Annotated in this window: 16 protein-coding genes; 7 read left to right on the top strand and 9 right to left on the bottom strand. The window is 60.7% G+C overall.

Features of this window, described 5'->3' with window-relative positions; all coding sequences use genetic code 11:
- Positions 1-25: 25 nt before the first annotated feature.
- The 6 genes from AC3WTO_RS13000 to AC3WTO_RS12975 all read left to right on the top strand — a co-directional run bounded on the left by AC3WTO_RS13000 (position 26) and on the right by AC3WTO_RS12975 (position 5,059).
- Entirely contained in the window at positions 26-922 is an 897-nt protein-coding gene (locus AC3WTO_RS13000; RefSeq protein ID WP_492461148.1) for an arginase family protein, read from the top strand.
- A 17-nt stretch (positions 923-939) separates the two neighbouring features.
- Complete coding sequence (locus AC3WTO_RS12995; protein ID WP_492461147.1) at positions 940-1,701, top strand: ABC transporter substrate-binding protein; 762 nt, start codon at positions 940-942, stop codon at positions 1,699-1,701.
- Between the two features lie 10 nt (positions 1,702-1,711).
- Positions 1,712-2,500: an amino acid ABC transporter permease gene (locus AC3WTO_RS12990; protein ID WP_492461146.1), complete on the top strand. Its 789-nt coding sequence runs from the start codon at positions 1,712-1,714 to the stop codon at positions 2,498-2,500.
- Between the two features lie 156 nt (positions 2,501-2,656).
- Complete coding sequence (gene dtd, locus AC3WTO_RS12985) at positions 2,657-3,100, top strand: D-aminoacyl-tRNA deacylase (RefSeq protein WP_492461145.1); 444 nt, start codon at positions 2,657-2,659, stop codon at positions 3,098-3,100.
- 178 nt (positions 3,101-3,278) lie between these two features.
- The gene (locus AC3WTO_RS12980; RefSeq protein WP_492461144.1) at positions 3,279-4,655 is read left to right on the top strand and encodes a TolC family outer membrane protein; all 1,377 of its coding nucleotides are present in this window, start codon (positions 3,279-3,281) and stop codon (positions 4,653-4,655) included.
- A gap of 59 nt (positions 4,656-4,714) precedes the next feature.
- Positions 4,715-5,059, top strand: coding sequence for a hypothetical protein (locus AC3WTO_RS12975; RefSeq protein WP_492461143.1), 345 nt, complete (start codon positions 4,715-4,717; stop codon positions 5,057-5,059).
- Positions 5,060-5,423: 364 nt separating this feature from the next.
- On the opposite strand, the gene AC3WTO_RS12970 is transcribed toward AC3WTO_RS12975, so the two are convergent.
- Positions 5,424-6,932, bottom strand: a complete 1,509-nt coding sequence (locus tag AC3WTO_RS12970; protein WP_492558415.1) for a hypothetical protein — start codon at positions 6,930-6,932, stop codon at positions 5,424-5,426.
- A 180-nt stretch (positions 6,933-7,112) separates the two neighbouring features.
- The gene (locus AC3WTO_RS12965; protein ID WP_492461141.1) at positions 7,113-8,549 is read right to left on the bottom strand and encodes a sensor histidine kinase; all 1,437 of its coding nucleotides are present in this window, start codon (positions 8,547-8,549) and stop codon (positions 7,113-7,115) included.
- Positions 8,550-8,629: 80 nt separating this feature from the next.
- Here AC3WTO_RS12965 and AC3WTO_RS12960 point away from each other — a divergent pair, with 80 nt between their 5' ends.
- Positions 8,630-8,875, top strand: a complete 246-nt coding sequence (locus AC3WTO_RS12960) for a hypothetical protein (RefSeq protein ID WP_492461140.1) — start codon at positions 8,630-8,632, stop codon at positions 8,873-8,875.
- A 25-nt stretch (positions 8,876-8,900) separates the two neighbouring features.
- Here AC3WTO_RS12960 and AC3WTO_RS12955 read toward each other — a convergent pair whose 3' ends face one another.
- From AC3WTO_RS12955 to livM, 7 genes are all read right to left on the bottom strand, one after another.
- Positions 8,901-9,161, bottom strand: a complete 261-nt coding sequence (locus tag AC3WTO_RS12955; RefSeq protein ID WP_129412659.1) for a DUF2312 domain-containing protein — start codon at positions 9,159-9,161, stop codon at positions 8,901-8,903.
- Positions 9,162-9,287: 126 nt separating this feature from the next.
- Complete coding sequence (pyc, locus tag AC3WTO_RS12950; RefSeq protein ID WP_492461139.1) at positions 9,288-12,746, bottom strand: pyruvate carboxylase; 3,459 nt, start codon at positions 12,744-12,746, stop codon at positions 9,288-9,290.
- Between the two features lie 288 nt (positions 12,747-13,034).
- Positions 13,035-14,156 (bottom strand): branched-chain amino acid ABC transporter substrate-binding protein, encoded by a 1,122-nt coding sequence (locus AC3WTO_RS12945; protein ID WP_492461138.1) that lies wholly within the window; start codon positions 14,154-14,156, stop codon positions 13,035-13,037.
- 137 nt (positions 14,157-14,293) lie between these two features.
- Complete coding sequence (locus AC3WTO_RS12940) at positions 14,294-14,641, bottom strand: DUF6867 family protein (RefSeq protein WP_492461137.1); 348 nt, start codon at positions 14,639-14,641, stop codon at positions 14,294-14,296.
- A gap of 16 nt (positions 14,642-14,657) precedes the next feature.
- Positions 14,658-15,386 (bottom strand): ABC transporter ATP-binding protein, encoded by a 729-nt coding sequence (locus tag AC3WTO_RS12935; RefSeq protein WP_492461136.1) that lies wholly within the window; start codon positions 15,384-15,386, stop codon positions 14,658-14,660.
- Complete coding sequence (locus AC3WTO_RS12930; protein WP_492461135.1) at positions 15,386-16,858, bottom strand: ATP-binding cassette domain-containing protein; 1,473 nt, start codon at positions 16,856-16,858, stop codon at positions 15,386-15,388. Before AC3WTO_RS12930 ends, AC3WTO_RS12935 begins: the two co-directional genes overlap by 1 nt.
- Positions 16,858-18,312: a high-affinity branched-chain amino acid ABC transporter permease LivM gene (gene livM / locus AC3WTO_RS12925; RefSeq protein WP_492461134.1), complete on the bottom strand. Its 1,455-nt coding sequence runs from the start codon at positions 18,310-18,312 to the stop codon at positions 16,858-16,860. The genes AC3WTO_RS12930 and livM overlap by 1 nt, the downstream gene beginning before the upstream one ends.
- Between the last annotated feature and the right edge of the window lie 4 nt (positions 18,313-18,316).

Raw genomic sequence — 18,316 nt, 5'->3', positions numbered from 1 at the left:
ACTACGACCATTCCTGGATTGGACCGTGAATACGGACTGGGAGCAATGGGACAAGGTGCAAGCTTCGGTGCTCGGCATTCCATACAGCGAGCACTATTCAGGTGAACCGAGGCCCAACAACCAGGCACTGGCGCCGGAAGCCATTCGCGGCCAGTCCGGACAGTTTTCGGATGGGCCTCTCCATTGGGATTTCGACATCGGCGGCCCACTCAGAACATTTCTCCCGGAGGGCGGCCGAGATTGCGGAAACCTCAACCTGGGCGACCAATCGTTCGATGACTACTTTTCAGCCGCTGTCGCGATCGTGAAACGCCAGTTTGCGTCGTCGAAGTTCAGCGCGATCCTGGGAGGCGACCACGGCGCGACCGTTCCGGTGGTCCATGCCCTGGAGGCCATCGGCCGTCCTGTTCACCTCGTTCAGATCGATGCCCATATCGATTGGCGCGACGAAGTTCGCGGTTCGCGCCGTGGATATTCCAGCCCGATCCGGCGCGCGTCGGAGCTCCCCTGGATCAGCGGCATCACCCAGATCGGCATCCGCGGAACCGGGAGCGCCCGTGCAGCCGAGGTCAAGGCCGCTTTGGAATGGGGGGCAAAGATCGTGACCGCGCGGGAAGTCCATGAGGAAGGCCTTTCGCCGGTGATGCAACATCTTGAAGGCAAAGGGCCTTTTTACCTGACCATCGACGCCGACGGCCTGGATCCTTCCGTCATGCCTGCCGTTCTCGGCCCGGTTCCAGGCGGCCTGCGCGTCGATCAGGTCCAGCCGATCATAGCGGCGCTGGCCAGGCAGCACCTTGTTGGAATGGATGTGGTCGAGGTCGCTCCCAGCGTTGACCTCCCCAATCAGATCACAAGCATCACGGCGGGCCGCCTCATGGTCAATGCAATCGTCGCCGCGCTGCACTCCAGAAACAATTAGCCATCAAGGAGCGCCTCATGATCCGCTGGAAAGCCCTGTTCGCTTCCCTTCTTTCGATCTGCCTGGCATCGCCATCGACCGCACGCAGCCTGAACGAGGTTCGCGAAACGGGAAAAATCGTCATCGCGACCGAAGCCTATTTCGCACCGTTTGCCTTCTTCGAGGGCGACAAGCTGACCGGATTCGAAGTCGACGTTGCAAATGCCATTGCCGCGCAGATGGGACTCAAGGCCGAATGGGTGAATGTCGGCTTTGACGCGCTGCTCGTCGGCCTGCAGCAGGATCGCTGGGACTGGGTGGTGGCATCGATGACCTCCACTCCCGAACGCTTGCAGGCCGCCACCTGGGTGGCGCCTCATTATTGTTCCGGGATGGTCGCCGTCGGAAAACCGGAAGCGGTAACCGAAGCCGGGATGAAGGGCAAAGTCGCCGCTACGCTCACCGGAAGCGTTTATGTGGAACGCGCGAACCAGCTCGGCTTCTTCTCGAGTGTCACCAATTTCCCGCAGGACACGAACGCACGCATGGCGGTGGTGACGGGGCGCGCCGATATCTGGCTGACCGATTCCCTTGTTGCGCTTCAGGCGATCAAAGCCAATCCCGATGCAGGGCTGGCGATCAGTCCCGTGCTGATCGAAGATCAGGTGGCCTCCGCCGTCAAGAAAGGTGAACTCGATCTTTCCACGGCGATCTCCGATGCGCTTGCCCAGATCGTCAGGAACGGAACCTACGGGCAGATCTCCAGGCATTGGTTCGACGCCGACATCTCGTGCAAGTAGGTTAGGCACGATGGCGAGCGCAGCTTTGACCCGTGTGGACCGGCGTATCTTCGAGAAAAGGCCCGATCGGCTGGCCGTCGCCGCTTCCCTGTCTCTTTTGGTGCTTCTGCTGTTTTCCGCACTTCCGCTCTCGCTGCTTCCGGACCCGATCGGCAACAATGCCGGGCAGTTCGAGCAGGGAGTGCGTACGACCGTTCTGCTGACGATAATGTCCGGTGCAGGTGGCCTGTTGATCGGAGTGGCCCTGGCATTGGCTGGAGGGTCGAACAGCCGATGGTTGCGGCTCCCGGCCAGCATTCTCGTGGCTGTCCTGCGAGGCACACCGCTGCTCGTCCAGATTCTGTTTGTCTATCTCGGCCTTCCCAGTCTCATCCCTTCGCTGACGCTGAGCGCCTTTGCCTCCGCCTTGCTGGCTCTGACCTTGAATGTCGGGGCTTACAACGGCGAAGTCATCCGGGGTGCTCTTGCTGCCATCCCCGCGGGACAGACAGAAGCTGCCCTGGCACTTGGGCTGCGCGCCAGCCAGACGCTGTTTCTGGTCAAGGGTCCACAGGCGCTTCGACTGGCGATGCCCGGGCTCGTCAACAATCTCGTCGCGCTCGCGAAAGATTCCTCACTGGCCTACACCATCGGCGTGATCGAACTCACCAACATCGGCAATCGCATCGCGTCGGCGAGCTTCTTGCCGGTTCCCATCCTGCTGACGACTGCCGCGGTCTATTTCATCATAACCGCGATGATCGCATGGACCGCCGGTGCGGTCGAACAGCGCATGTCTTCAAAGCTGGTCGTCAGATAGTCTCTGTCTTAAGACGCTGTGGATGCCTGGATCCGCGCAATTCGGCCGTGCCCTCGTCGCTGCACATCTTGTGGACCAACGTCGCAAAATGAGAAAGCGGCAGGAAAGACAGGTAGTCTCCTGCTCAGATCTCACCCTTTGCAGCAAAGGTCCCGCATGCGAGCACTCATCCAGCGCGTCTCATCGGCGTCCGTTACGACCGAGGCCGGTGTCGTGGGACAGATTGAAAACGGTCTCCTCATCTTCGTTTGCGCAATGCGGGACGACACCGACAAGGAAGGTGACTGGCTCGCGCGCAAGATCGTCAACCTGCGCATCTTCAAGGACGACGCGGACCGGATGAACCGATCGCTTCTCGATACGGGCGGGTCTGCCCTCGTCGTCAGCCAGTTCACGCTCGCGGCCGAAACGAAAGGAAATCGCCCCGGCTTCAGCACGGCAGCGCCACCGGAAGAGGCGCGACTTCTTTATGAGGATTTTTCAACTCGCATCCGTTCGCTCGGGCTTGTCGTTCAGAACGGTGTCTTCGGTGCCGATATGAAAGTCGCGCTGGTCAACGATGGACCGGTGACGATCTGGCTCGATACGGCAGCGCGCTAGAATTTCACCCGAATTGCCAACAATCCGCGGCATCGCAATGTCCAAGCAATGTGCGCGTTCTAACGCTCCGCTGCTTTCAGACGGCTGACCTCGACACGGGTGAATGTGCACCTTCAGCGCTGGAGGTGTGACGGACCGTGCAGGGTGATCCAGATCGAAGACAACCGGAGAACTTGGCGTGTCATTCTTTCGAGGCAGTATCCTTGCGGTGGCAATTTCCTCGGCCACGTTGACCGTGCCCACAGCAGCGCACGCCGAGACGATCTTCGGAGCGCTGTCAAAGGCCTATCAGAACAATTCAACCCTGAATTCGGCGCGAGCTGGCGTTCGCGTGACCGACGAAGGGGTGGCGATTGCCAAATCCGGCTGGCGCCCGACCATCACCGGTTCGGCAAAGGTCGACTATTCGGCGACACGCGGACCTGTTTCAGGACGTGTGACGACAGGCAGTTTCAGCGTGCAGATCGACCAGCCCCTGTTCGACGGCTTCCAGACAAAGAACAATGTTGCCCAGGCGCAGGCGCAAGTAGGCGCTGCGACGGAAGGATTGAACGCCCAACAGAACACCACCCTCTTCGAGGCCGCACGCGCCTATATGAACGTTATCCATGATCGTCAGATCGCGAAGCTGTCCGAACAGAATCTGAAATTCCTGACCGAGCAGGTGCGCACCGAACGGTCGCGACTGGAGGTCGGCGAAGGCACCAGCACCGCTGTGGCCCAGGCTGAGGCGCGCCAGGCGACGGCGCGGGCAAAGCTGAACGCCGCGCAGGCGCAGGCGCTCGCCAGCGCCGCCATCTACCGCCAGATCGTCGGTGTCCAGCCGGGCAAGTTGAAGGCCCCTGCACCATTGGGAAAACAACTGCCGTCGAGCATCGAAAACGCCATCGCCAGCGCCAGTAGCGAAAACCCGGCCATCCTGGCCGACCAGCATCGGGTCGATGCTGCGGGCTTTGGCGTCAAGGCGGCGGAAGGTGCGCTGCTGCCGTCGCTCAATGCCAAGGCAGGGATCTCCCGGAAATATCGGGCCAGCTCGCCCAGCGACGAAGACAGCGATGGCTCATCAACCTCCACCAGTGTCGGCGCGGCGCTGACGGTGCCTGTCTATTCGGGCGGCCGTACGTCGGCCCAGGTTCGTCAAGAGAAGGAGAAGCTCGGCCAGTCCCGGATCAATGTCGATGTCACGCGCGATGAGGTCCGCAACGCGGTCGTGGCAGCGTGGACTGCTTATCAGGCTGCGCGCGAGAATGTTGATGCCAACCGTGCTTCAATCGCTGCCGCACAACTGGCGCTGAGCGGCGTGATCGAGGAGCGTGATGTCGGCCAGCAGACCACGCTGGATGTGTTGAACGCGCAGAACGTGGTTGTCAGCGCACAGATCAATCTGGCAGCCTCCGAGCGCGACGCGGTCATTGCCAGCTACAGCATCCTGCGCGCAATGGGGCGGCTCACGGTCGATCGTCTTGGGCTTCAGGTGAAGAAATACGACCCGAAAGAACACGACGGGGCCGTCAGCGAAAAATGGACCGGATCACAGACTTCCGACGGTCGATAGGCGGGTTCGTCAAACTGGGCAGAACCTTCAAGGCGAACTCTCCGAAGTCGAGATTCGTATTGGCGATAGGGGTTGTCTCGTGCTGTGCCGCCGATCCCGCGGCAGCCACCGTCAGCCTCAACTGCGATGGACACCCCTATGCGATCGCCATCGAGCTCGGCATCTCCAGCCCCCTGATCTTGGGCGTGTTCATTTCACCAGACGGCGCTCCGATGACGGCGTTTTCCGAGCGGCTGCAGATCCGATCTTCCACGATCGATTTTGATAGCAAGGAAGCGCGCGTGATCGGCGTCTTCCCGTCTCGCCCGCGTGTCACTGTAACCATTTCCGTGGCGGATTCGGACGGAACCCTTGCCTTCAACGGCACGCACAAGCTCGTATGCGATTGGAGCTCGATCGGCTGATGACCAGGGGATACCGATCAGCGAGACGCACCCAAAGCCATGCTTCCCGACAGGGATACTGCCGCCCCTCAATCAAGAGCCGGCGCGTTTTCCCGAAGTGGTATTGGCAGGTCCGTTGTCGTGCGCTTGGTGGCCAGAACCACCAAGGGGCCTGCAAACAACAGCATGATGAGAATCAGAACCGGGAGGTATCCGAAAAATTTCCGAGTGATCTTCGACGACTGAGAATTGCAAAACATGACAAGGCCGATCTGCCCGCAGTCTGCTTTCCCATCGCGGTATCGCGGCGAGGTACTCAGAGCCCGGTGCATCGTTGAAACTGGAGGACGGAAGTCGCTGAGGTATATTCCTCGGCCTGTGCCGATCAGGGCACGGAAGCAGAGGCTTTCGTCAACCGCAGCTTGCTCTTTGCCGTCGCCGGCTCGATCTTGAAGGGTTCAAGCGGGCTGTTGAATGTGTTGCCTTGCACAATCCATCCCTGGCGCTGCAATGCGCGCTGCGCCAACGCAGAAATCTTGCCGGAAATTCGCATTTCCCTAGCGGCGTGTCGTTTGCCATCGGCATCGAGTTTGGCGCCGAGCCCGGAAAGCTGACTGGCATTCTCTTGCGTCCAGGCAAGATCGTCCGACGTCAGGATTGCGACCTGCCTGCCATCGGCCAAGATGACAACGGGGATACGTTCGATCACCTCCACCTTGACGATCCTTCCCCCGCCAAAAGGCCGTCCAGACACATATGCCAGCAACTGCAACGCCGCATACGCATCGTGCCTGCTTGCGCTGGCAGCGACAAGATCCACGAGGCCTGCAAGTCCCTGCGTTCCGGCCAGGGAACTCAGGGAGCCAACGGCCTGTGTCTTTTCCGTTGGAGTGAGCTTGTCATTCAGCAGGAACTTCTCGATGGCGTGGCCTGGTAGCCCGAGTTTCTCAAGGCGCTCCCGGTTCACCGTGGCGGCCTCGCCTGGGCTCAGGCTAAGCGTTCGTTCGGTGATGGAATCGACGGCCTGCAAGCCGGATATCACCGTACCCGCGCCTCCCGAGACAAAGCCGACCGCAGTGTTGATACCGAACTTTCCGGCGGCGGAATATGAGGCGACCTTATCCAGTTCTTTCGCGAGCGGCTTGAAATGTGTGTATGGATCAACGTCCAGCGCAGCGGCGAGGCGACGTTTGGCCTCCGGAACGCCGACGAACCCTCCAAACATGCTGTCGTCTTCACGATCGGGCCGGCGCTTCTTGGGATTGCCGGATGTGGCGATGTACTCGCCGGCATCCGAAACACCTTGTCCGACAGACCGGATTGCGCGCCTGGTGTTTGAATAGGTTGCGGCCGCCGCCCCGGCTGGATCTGTTACGGTTGCATAGACTGCCTGGAACGGACTGGTGACCGCGTCGCCCACGCCATGAGCGAATTCGTTGGACTTCGAGCGCTTTCTCAGCGCGTCCAGTGCGACGAGTTCGCGGATATGCCGGCGGGCAAGGGCATCGCCGATGACGTTGTAGGTGCCGTAACCTGTCTCGAATGTGTAGATGTTGTAACGGCCGTTGCTCGATACATCTCCCCGCACCTTGTAACCCGGGCCGAACTGCAGGGCACCAAGCACCGCTCCCGCGGGCTGCTTTCTCGGTGCTTCAGTCTTGCCCTTTGTCCCGGTTTCGGAGGCGCTGGACGCCAGGGCTGGCGGCGACGGGATAGCGAAATCAAAGATACCACTATCGGGCTGGGTGGAGGCACATCCACTCACTGCAGATGTCGCCAGCAGTGCAAGACCGAGAACCGACGATGACCTTAGTGGGGGCGCAAAAATCCCGCTGCACAAAGTACAGTTTTGGAGCATGTTGCTTCTCGCCTTGCCAATGATGCTGAGAGACAAAGCAAGCACAAATATTGCGGCAACATTACATCCAAAGAGAAGCTTAAAACAGGCCTTTATAAAATGAAATTGGAAAACCGGCTCCGTCTCAATTGTGACAATTCCTGAGGAACTCACTCGCAAGGGTATTGAGGCGCCGTCGTCGCCGTGCTGAGCCGAACGTAGGTTGGCGCGAAACGCTCACCATGAACGCGCCGGGCTTTCAGGGCTCGGCCTCGAGCCCGCTTGGTCGGCATGGATCACATCCGACGGCGTGGCGGCTTGGAACACCAGGCGCACGGTCAGCCCTCCCCCTTCGGTCTCTTCCAGCATCACCGACCCACCATGAGCACCCATGATCTGGTCGACAATGGCGAGACCCAATCCGGTCCCCTCGCCTCCATTGTGCTTGCCGCGCACGAAGGGCTGCAGGACATCCCCGCGTTCTTCGGTGGGGATGCCGTGACCATAATCCACCACGCGAACCTCGGCCGGCGGCAGCACCTCCACGATGATCAGTTTCGTGCCAGTAGCATGCCGCACCGCATTGAGCACCAGATTTTCCAGTGCGACCCGCAGCGCGGCTTCCGAGCCGGCGATCACAATCGACCGCGCCGGCATCCTCAGTTCGATTTCGATATCTTGCTTTAACGCCATTGGCACCAGATCCGAGACGATCGCCTTGCAAACGGCACCAAGATCCGTTGCCGCAAAGGTCAGCGACTGGCCGGACAGACGCGCGAGCTGCAACAGTGTGGTGACTATGGAGCCGAGGCGCGTGGCGTCACGGATCAACCCGGTACGAAACTCGCCGTCCGGTATCTGCTCCAGCTTCAAGCGCATTTTCGTCAGTGGTGTGCGCAGTTCATGCGCGGCGTTGGCGAGAAAATTGCGCTGTGCCGCAAAAGCGGCGTCGATCCGCGTCAGCGCCGTGTTGAAGGCGGCGACCATCGGCTTCAGTTCGCGGGGCGTGTCGGCGTCCGAAATCCGACGACCGTTCGGCAGCCCGTCGATCTGTTCGGCGGAGCGGACGACGCGCTGCACCGGTCTTGCTATCGTTCCCCGAACGATGACGACCGCAATCGATGTGGTCGCCACCAAAATGAGACCCAACAACGCGGCTATGCTCGCCGAGCGTGCCGGCGCGAGGGCTACCAGCACGGTTTCCCAGTTCGAAAGCACGATCCCGCCGGCCGAAACGATCTTCAGGCCGCCATCCCGGCTGACTGATTTGATACTGAGCATCTCCTGGCCGTCCTGCCGGTACCGGAATTCGGAATATTCGATCTCGCGTGGAGCCTGGTCGAACACATGCTTGGCCATCGCGGGTTGTCGCCCTCGCGAGATCACCTGGCGGCCGTCCTCGATGACGTACCAGTAGGTGGGTTGCGCCTCGGCGAATGTGATGATGCTCGTTTCGAGCTTCCGTTGGTCGAGCGCCAGGCGTCCCTCGGAGTCGTAGATGACAGCGGCGTTCAGGGTCCGGGAAAGGTCGCTGGTGTTGATCTGCAAACGGTCTTCCACACCGATGCTGAGAATAATCGCGAAGGTGAGCACCGAGCTGAGCAGCATCACGACCGCCATCCCGACGATCAGCAGAACAGCGACGGGAAAGGCGATCGAGCGACGCAGCACCATCACTCCTGAACCAGCAGAGCCGCAGCGGTGGCGCCACATATCTTCAGGCCTGCCGGCGAGACGGTCTCGCCGCAGATAACATGACGCCCACGCATGACGAGCCCCGAGAAATCATTTTGCTGATCGGCTTTTGCGGTTGCCGCATTGCAGCAACGTTACGAGGCATCTCGCTCCCTTTTCGCTGGAAGCGATCAATCAATATTGCAGTCATCAGCACCAGCCCGACGTTGTTGCAGGAGGCGGGAATGACCGAGGCCGATTTCGACAAAAGAAAACCCCGCAAGGCGCTGCGCCTGCGGGGCATATCGGGACGAACGATTTCCTGACGACGTCGGCTGAAGCCGACGCGGATCACACCATGCCGAGCGCGGCCTTATAGAGATCGAGGATCGATTCTTCTTCCTGCCGCTCGGCCTGGTCCTGCTTGCGCAGGCGCACGATGGCGCGGATCGCCTTGGTGTCGAAGCCGGTGCCTTTGGCTTCCGCATAGACATCCTTGATGTCATCGGCGATCGTCTTCTTTTCTTCCTCGAGACGCTCGATGCGCTCGATGAGCGCGCGCAACTGACCGGCGGCTACAGTCTGGCTGGTCTCGGTGATTTCGTCGGCCATGATGGTCTCCATTTGTCTTCAGCGGCCACGACTCGGGCAAGCGGCAGCCGGTTTTCCGGCCGGTTCGATGCCCGACCGGGCCTGACAGGTCAAGGCCTGATTGTCAGCAGTGGCCGAACCGTTGCCTCAACCGAACACCACCAGGAGGTCTTTGGCATCGATCTGGTCGCCGGCCTTGACCAGCACTTCGGCCACGACGCCGTCGCGCTCGGCATGCAAAGCCGTCTCCATCTTCATCGCCTCAATCGAGAGCAGGACATCACCGGCCTTGACGGATTGGCCCGCGGCAACCGACACGCCCGAAACCACGCCTGGCATCGGTGCGCCGAGATGCGCGTCGTTGCCAGCCTCGGCCTTCGCCCTGGCCTTGCCGTTCGAAGCGCCATGGGCCCGGTCCGGCACCTTGACGCGGCGCGGCTGCCCATTGAGTTCGAAGAAAACGGTGACCATGCCCTTTTCGTCGGTATCACCGACGGCGAGGCAGCGGATGACCAGCGTCTTGCCCTTCTCGATGTCGACGAAAACCTCGTCTTCCGGCTTCATGCCGTAGAAATAGGTTGGCGTCGGCAGCACGCTGACCGGACCATAGGTTTCCTGCGCGGAAGCGAAGTCGGAGAACACCTTCGGATACATCAGCCACGAGGCGAATTCATTCTCGGGCAGCTTCCGACCGAGCTTCTCCTCGATCTCCTTGCGGTTCTTCTTCAGGTCCGCCGGCTTGAGCAGCGAGCCGGGGCGGACCGTGATCGGCTTGTCGCCCTTCAATGCCTTCTTCTGCAAAGCTTCCGGCCAACCGCCCGGCGATTGACCGAGATCACCGCGCAGCATCGAAACGACCGAATCCGGGAAGGCGATGTCCTTGGCCGGGTTCTCAACATCGGCCACCGTCAGGTCCTGGCTGACCATCATCAGCGCCATGTCGCCGACGACCTTGGAAGACGGCGTCACCTTGACGATGTCGCCGAACATCAGGTTGACGTCGTGATAGGCCTGCGCCACCTCATGCCAGCGCGTCTCCAGCCCAAGCGAGCGCGCCTGTTCCTTGAGATTGGTGAACTGTCCGCCGGGCATCTCGTGCAGATAGACCTCGGAAGCCGGTCCCTTGAGGTCGCTCTCAAAGGCAGCATACTGATTGCGCACCGCTTCCCAGTAGAACGAGATCTTGCGGATCCACTTCGGGTCGAGGCCCGGGTCACGGTCCGTGCCCTTCAGCGCCTCGACGATCGAACCCAGGCAAGGCTGCGAGGTGTTGCCGGAGAAGGCATCCATGGCAGCGTCGATGGCATCGACGCCGCTCTCCACCGCCGCCAGCACGGTCGCGGCCGACAGGCCGGACGTGTCGTGCGTGTGGAAATGGATCGGCAGGTCGGTCGCCTCGCGCAGCGCCTTGAACAGCACGCGCGCCGCCGCCGGCTTCAGCAGGCCGGCCATGTCCTTGACGGCTATGATGTGGGCACCGGCCGCCTCCAGTTCCTTGGCCAGCCCGACATAGTAGTTCAGGCTGTATTTGGCCCTGTTCGCATCGAGGATGTCGCCGGTATAGCACATCGCCGCTTCGATCAGCCTGCCCTCTGCGCCGACCGCATCCATGGCGACGCGCATGTTCTCGACCCAATTCAGGCAGTCGAAGACACGGAACAGGTCAATGCCGCCTTCCGCCGCCTGCTTGACGAAATGCTGCACCACATTGTCCGGGTAATTGGTGTAGCCGACGCCGTTGGCGCCGCGCAGCAGCATCTGCAGCAGGATGTTCGGCGCCCGCTCGCGCACCAGCGACAGCCGCTCCCACGGATCCTCGGTCAGGAAACGCATGGCGACGTCGAAGGTGGCGCCACCCCAGCATTCGAGAGACAGAAGCTGCGGCAGCGCGCGCGCATAGGTGCCGGCAATGCGGGCGATGTCATGCGTGCGCACACGGGTCGCCAGCAGCGACTGGTGGCCATCGCGCATGGTCGTGTCGGTGACCAGCACCTGATCCTGTCCGCGCATCCATTTGGCGAAGCCTTCAGGACCGAGCTGATCGAGCTTCTGCCTGGTGCCCTCGGGGATCGGCGCGGTAAACCACGGGATGATCGGTGCCGCCGCATCCGGATTGGGCTTCGGCCGGCCACGCGTTTCGGGATGGCCGTTGACGGTCACGTCAGCCAGATAGTTGAGCAGCTTGGTGGCGCGATCCTGCCGCTTGACCTGCGCGAACAGTTCCGGCGTCGAGTCGATGAACTTCGTCGTGTAGGAATTGTCGGCGAAGCTTGGATGATTGATGATGGCTTCGAGGAAGGTCAGGTTGGTCGCGACACCGCGAATGCGGAACTCGCGCAGGGCGCGGTTCATGCGCGAGATCGCTTCATCCGATGTCGGCGCCCATGCCGTGACCTTCTCGAGAAGCGGATCGTAGTAGCGGGTGATCACCGCGCCCGAATAGGCCGTCCCGCCGTCGAGGCGGATGCCGAAGCCGGTGGCGCCGCGATAGGCAGTGATGCGACCATAGTCAGGAATGAAGTTCTGTTCCGGATCCTCGGTCGTGATGCGGCACTGCAGGGCATGGCCGTTCAGCCGGATATCCTTCTGCGCCGGCACTCCGGACTCCAGCGCACCAATTGCGAAACCATCGAGGATGTGGATCTGCGCCTTGACGATGTCGATGCCGGTCACCTGCTCGGTGACGGTATGCTCGACCTGGATACGGGGATTGACCTCGATGAAGTAGAATTTGCCGGTGTCGGCGTCCTGCAGGAACTCGACCGTGCCCGCGCCGATATAGCTGGTCTCGTTGGCGATCTTCAGCGCGTAGCCGCAGAGTTCCTGGCGCAGCTCATTGCTGAGGTAAGGTGCCGGCGCGCGCTCGACGACCTTCTGGTTGCGGCGCTGGATCGAACAGTCGCGCTCGAACAGATGCACCGCGTTGCCGTGCGTATCGCCGAGAATCTGCACCTCGACATGGCGGGCGCGCTCGACCAGCTTTTCGAGATAGACCTCATCCTTGCCGAAAGCCGCCTTGGCTTCGCGCTTGCCTTCAGTCACCTCACGGATGAGATCGGCCTCGCTGCGGATCGCGCGCATGCCGCGGCCGCCACCGCCCCAGGAGGCCTTCAGCATCACTGGATAGCCGATCGCCCTGGCCAGCTTCTTGATCTCTTCCGCATCATCCGGCAGCGGATCGGTCGCCGGCACCACCGGAACACCGACTTCGACAGCGAGATTGCGCGCCGCCACCTTGTTGCCGAGCCGACGCATCGTTTCCGGCTTCGGACCAATGAAAGTGATGCCGTTGGCCACGCAGGCTTCGGCGAATTCCGGGCTTTCCGACAGCAGGCCGTAGCCTGGATGGATGGCATCGGCGCCGGAGAGTTTGGCGACGCGGATCACCTCATCGATCGACAGATAGCTCTCGATCGGCCCCATATCCTTGGCAAGCCAGGGTCCGCGACCGACCTGATAGCTTTCGTCGGCCTTGAAGCGATGCAGCGAATATTTGTCCTCTTCCGCCCAGATCGCCACCGTTTTGAGTCCCAGCTCGTTGGCCGCGCGAAACACGCGGATGGCGATCTCGGAACGGTTGGCGACAAGGATCTTCGTGATTGCCAAGTGGGTACTCCAGCCGACGAGGAAAGAAAGGCGGCCGCATGATTAGCGGGAAAATGCTGCAGTGCAACTAAAATAAGCACCCTCCCGAAATGAATACGTTTCAGGCAGCCAGGGCGCTCGGAAACGGGAAAGTCGCGGAAAATTCCGCAACGTCATCCGGGCAAGGAACGCAAAATAATCGCGACCCGCGACAGCAGCCGGAGCGGCCTGCTTTTTGAATAAACGCGCCTGGCAAAAGAAAATGCCCGGCGCATGGCGCCGGGCATTTCATCAGGACCGAAAGAAAAATCAGTCGACCTTCGGCACGTAGGTGTACTTGCCGTCGTCGCCCTTCTTCCAGATGTACATGACATAGCCCGGAAGCTTGGGGTCGCCCTTCTCGTCATAGGAGAGTTCGCCGAGAACGGTCTTGAACGGGCCCTTCTCGTGCAGCGCCTTGGCGACTTCCTTGGTGTCGTTCGACTTGGCGGCAGCAGCGGCCTGGGCGATAACCTGCACGGCTGCATAGGAATACAGCGTGTAGGCTTCAGGCTCGAAGCCCTGGGCGCGGAACTTCGCAACCAGGTCGTTGTTGGCCGGGTTGAGGCGCGGATCGGCGCCGAACGTGTTCAGCGTACCAGCCACGGCTTCGCCGGCGATCGAGGCCAGTTCGTTCGACACGATGCCGTCACCCGACATCAGAGGTGCCTTCAGGCCCTGGTCGGTCGACTGACGGATGATCAGGCCAGCCTCGGTGTGCAGGCCGCCCCAGTAGATCAGGGTGACGCCGGCTTCCTTCATCTTGGCGATCAGAGCGGAGAAGTCCTTGTCGCCGACGTTGACGCCTTCGTACATGACTTCCTTGACGCCCGCGGCATTCATCGCCTTCTTGGTTTCGTCAGCGAGGCCCTGGCCATAAGGGGTCTTGTCGTGGATGACCGCGATCTTGGCATCCTTGAAGTTCTTGGCGATGTAGGCACCGGCAATGCCGCCCTGCTGGTCGTCACGGCCGCAGGTGCGGAACACGTTCCACAGACCGCGCTCGGTGAAGACCGGATTGGTCGCAGCAGGCGTCACTTCGACGATGCCGTTCTCGGCATAGACTTCCGAGGCCGGGATCGACACGCCCGAATTGAAGTGGCCGACCACGAACTTGACACCGTCGGCGACGAACTTGTTGGCAACCGAAATACCCTGCTTCGGATCGGAGACGTCGTCACCGACCGAAAGCTTGACCTGTTCGCCATTGATGCCGCCGGCCGCGTTGATCTCGGCGATGGCCATTTCGGCGCCCTTCTGCAGCTGCGCACCGAAGGCAGCATTGGGGCCAGTGATCGGGGCACCAACGGCGATCTGAAGGTCAGCCCACGCGTTGCCGCTGAACGCGACCAGCGCGGTCAGGGCCACGGCGGACAAAAGTGATTTTCTCATTGAAACGCTCCCATTTCCCGGGCGGGCGATGATAGAGTTTTCACGCGATGCCCACCCCAATCGCAGAAAACGTACTTTGCCTCATTTTAAGGCCTTGTCACGCCGATTCTTGGTCGAAGCGGCATGAGTCAAAAACATCAGCCTTTCGCCTTCCAGCTGAGTGGCGAAACCTTCTCGTATAGCCAGCTGTACTGTGTCACCATTTGGTTGGTGCGGGTGTATTGGTAGCCGAGGAATGCCAGCACCATCAGCACGATGGTGTCGACGACATAGAATTGCAGCGTGAACATCGTGCCCTCGAACAGGGCGTGATGGATGAAGCGCACGCCGACGCCCAGGCCCAGTATGTAGACGAACAGCATCGGCCGCGTCCGCCAGGTTTGCGCGCAGGCCCGGCCCGTCATCCAGGCTGCCCACCCGCCCAACAGGCAGGTGACGAAGAAGAACTGCCAGACAGAGGCTTCCTCATAGATGATGCCTTGCATGATGAAGACCCCTAACTCAGTGATGGCCGCCTTCGAGATAGGCGGCGCGAACTTCCGGATTGGCGAGCAGATCTTTGCCGGTTCCGCTCATGGTGACATTGCCGTTGACCATGACGTAGCCGCGCGTGGCGAGCTTCAACGCACCGAAGGCGTTCTGCTCGACCAGGAACACCGTCAGCCCTTGCGTGCGATTGAGCTCACGAATGGCGTCGAAGATCTGCTTGACGATCAGCGGCGCCAGACCGAGCGACGGCTCGTCCAGCAAGAGCAGTTTCGGACGCGCCATCAGCGCGCGCCCGATCGACAACATCTGCTGTTCACCACCCGAAAGCGTTCCGCCACGCTGGCTGATACGTTCCTTGAGGCGCGGAAACAGGGTGAAGACCTTTTCGACGTCCTCATTGTAATATTTGAGGTTGTCGAGGCTGGCGCCCATCTGCAGGTTTTCCATCACCGTCATGCGCGGGAAGATACGGCGCCCTTCCGGCGACTGCGCGATGCGCAGCCTGGCGATTTCATGCGTCTGCATCTGCGTGATGTCGGTGCCACCGAAAGTGATCGTTCCGCTGCGGGCGCGCGGTGTGCCGAAGACAGTCATCATCAGCGTCGACTTGCCGGCGCCGTTGGCGCCGATCAGGGCAACGATCTCGCCCTCGTTGACGCTGACATTGACGCCATTCAGCGCCCGGATGTTGCCGTAATAGGTATGGACGCCCTTGATATCGAGCAAAGGTGCACCGGCCATTATTTACGCCCCCCGCGCTTGGCCGCCGCGGACTTTGCCGACGCATGGCTTGTTGGTACATCACCCGCATCGACCCGACGCGAGAATTCCGTTTCCTTGCCCTTGGCAAGCGACTTCGCCTGGCCGATCCAGTCCTCGCGGGCGATGCGCCCGTCAAAAGCCAGATAGGCTTCCGCGGCAACGACATCGGCCTTCTTCCAGGCAGCGATCTGATCGAAATGATAGATGCCGTGGTCGTTCAGCTTCTTTTCGTTGACGGAACCAACCCCCTTGATGCGGGTCAGGTTATCGGCCTTGCCGCCGCGCGGCGCGGGAAGACGGTTTGAAATGCCGGCTGCCGCCTTCGCTGCAGCCGGTTTGGCCGCAGGTTTTGCCGGAGTGGTACCAGCTTTCACAACCCTGCTCCTGGGCGCCCTGGCACCCACCAGCGCTGCCGGCTTCTCCGAGGCGACATTGGCTCGCGCTTCCACCAGCGCAGCCTTCGAAGCCCCCTTGGAGACGGTGATCCGCTCGCCTTCGATATGGTCGATGGTTTCACTGATCGGACCGGCCATCATCGACGCGGACGTGCTTGGTCCATGTGCCGTATCGGGGTGCGCTTCGAGTTGCTCGATGACATTCTCATCACCGACGTCGGTGAGCACCGTCTCAACCTCTTCGTCGTCGACACCGAGATAGGCGGCGATGACTTTGGGATCCGAGCGCACGAAAGCCGGATCGCCGTCGGAGATCTTGCGGCCGTATTCCAGCACGACGATGTGGTCGGAGATCTGCATCACCACCGACATGTCGTGCTCGATGAGCAGGATCGACGTGCCCGTGCTCTTCTTGATGTCCAGCAGGAGATCATTCAGCGCCAGCGATTCCTTCGGGTTCAGGCCGGCGGCAGGCTCGTCGAGGCAGAGCAGTTCCGGCCCCGTGCACATGGCACGCGCGATTTCGAGCCGGCGTTGTGCGCCATAAGGCAGATCACCGGCAGGATCGTCAGCGCGATCCATCAGATCCGCCTTTTCCAGCCAATGCTTAGCCAATTCGACCGATTCACCCGACACGCGACGATAGCTGCCGAGGCCAAGCAAGCCGACGATCGTGTAGCCCGACGCCTTCATCAGCTTGTTGTGCTGGGCAACGAGCAGGTTTTCCAGCACCGTCATGCCCGAGAACAGGCGGATGTTCTGGAAAGTGCGGGCAACCTTGGCCTTGGCCGTGATCTGGAAGTCCGGCATACGCTCCAGCTGGAACTCCGAACCACCATGGCCGGTAAAGCGGATCATGCCTTCGGTCGGCTTGTAGAAGCCGGTGATGCAGTTGAACACCGTCGTCTTGCCGGCGCCGTTGGGTCCGATCAGCGCGGTGATCTCGCCGCGCCTCGCCTCGAAGGACAGATCGCCGATGGCGACGAGACCACCGAATTTCATCGACAGATGCTCGACCTGAAGAAGCGTCTTGTTCATGGGGGCACTCGAGTCCATCAGCCGTGTCCTTCCTTGGTGAAGGAGCTTGAAACCGCTTTTCGTTCCTTCAGGAACGCAGTCGGTTCTCGACTGCCGACGAAGCCGCGCGGCTTCCACAACATGACGATGACCATGGCCATACCGAACAGCAGCATACGGTAGAGCTCAGGCGTGAAGTCCGATCCGAAACCGGGGATTATCGTCCATCCGTTGAAGGAAACGCCCGTCTTCAGGAAATCCAGCTCACGCAGAATTTCGGTGCCACCAATCATCACAACCGCGGCGACTGCAATGCCGCTAAGCGACCCCATGCCGCCGAGTACCACGATCGCCAGGATGATCGCTGATTCGATGAAGACAAAAGACTCCGGAGAAACGAAGCCCTGTCTTGCTGCAAAGAATGAGCCTGCAAAACCGCCGAACATGGCGCCGGTAGCGAAGGCAGTGAGCTTGGTGGTGGTGGTGTTGATGCCAAGCGAGCGGCAAGCAATCTCGTCTTCGCGCAAAGCCTCCCAGGCTCGCCCCACTGGCATGCGGCGCAGCCTGATGGTCACGAAGGCAGTCAACAGCGCTAGCGCCAGCGCCAGATAGTACAGGAATATCTTATAGTAAGCGCTCGACTGGGCAATATCCAATACCTTGGCGATGTAATTAGGGTCGGATACGTTGAACGACATCAGGCCGAAAAACGAGACCTTCGGAATTCCGGAAATGCCGGCGGCGCCGTTGGTCACCTCTCGCCAGTTGATCAACACGAGGCGGATGATCTCGCCGAAGGCAAGCGTAACGATAGCAAGATAGTCACCGCGCAGGCGCAGCACCGGGAACCCGAGCATCACGCCCCAGAACGCGGCCATGATGCCGGCACATGGCAACAATATCCAGAAAGACAGGCCGTAGTGGGTGGCAAGCAACGCGTAGGCATAAGCGCCTACCGCGTAGAAGGCGACGTAACCCAGGTCGAGCAAACCAGCCAGCCCGACGACGATGTTCAGTCCCCACGCCAACATGACATAAATCAGGATCTGAATGCCAAAGTTGTCGACCCACTTTAGTGAGCCTTGGAAGCCGCCAGCAACCGATCCCGTATAGAGTATCAGTCCAATCACAACGACGATCGGATAGATGAACAAGACGCCGATGCCTATGAGGTTGAAATTGCGGCGGATGAAGCTCGGCTCAGCCACCACGACTGGCGCACTGGCTTTTTCCGCCTTGGCACGTTCGATCGCCGGTATGACGAAAGCGATATAGAGGAACCGCCCAATGGCGGTGATCGCCACGACGATTGCCAGTGTCCCCCAGCGCGGGATCAACACAAGTTCGTTGCGGATGTTCTGATCGGTTTTGAGGCCAATAAACAATACGAAGAGGCCAAGCGCGATAAGACCGGCATAGATCGCTTCGCGGAACGCGCGAGCCATCGTGTTGGCGACCGCGTCGCCCGTGTTGTTGGAAACGGTAACGGCCATGGGG

The organism is Mesorhizobium sp. EU05-FHT14A09, from assembly GCF_058790995.1.
This window is presented reverse-complemented; position numbering and strand designations above follow the sequence as displayed.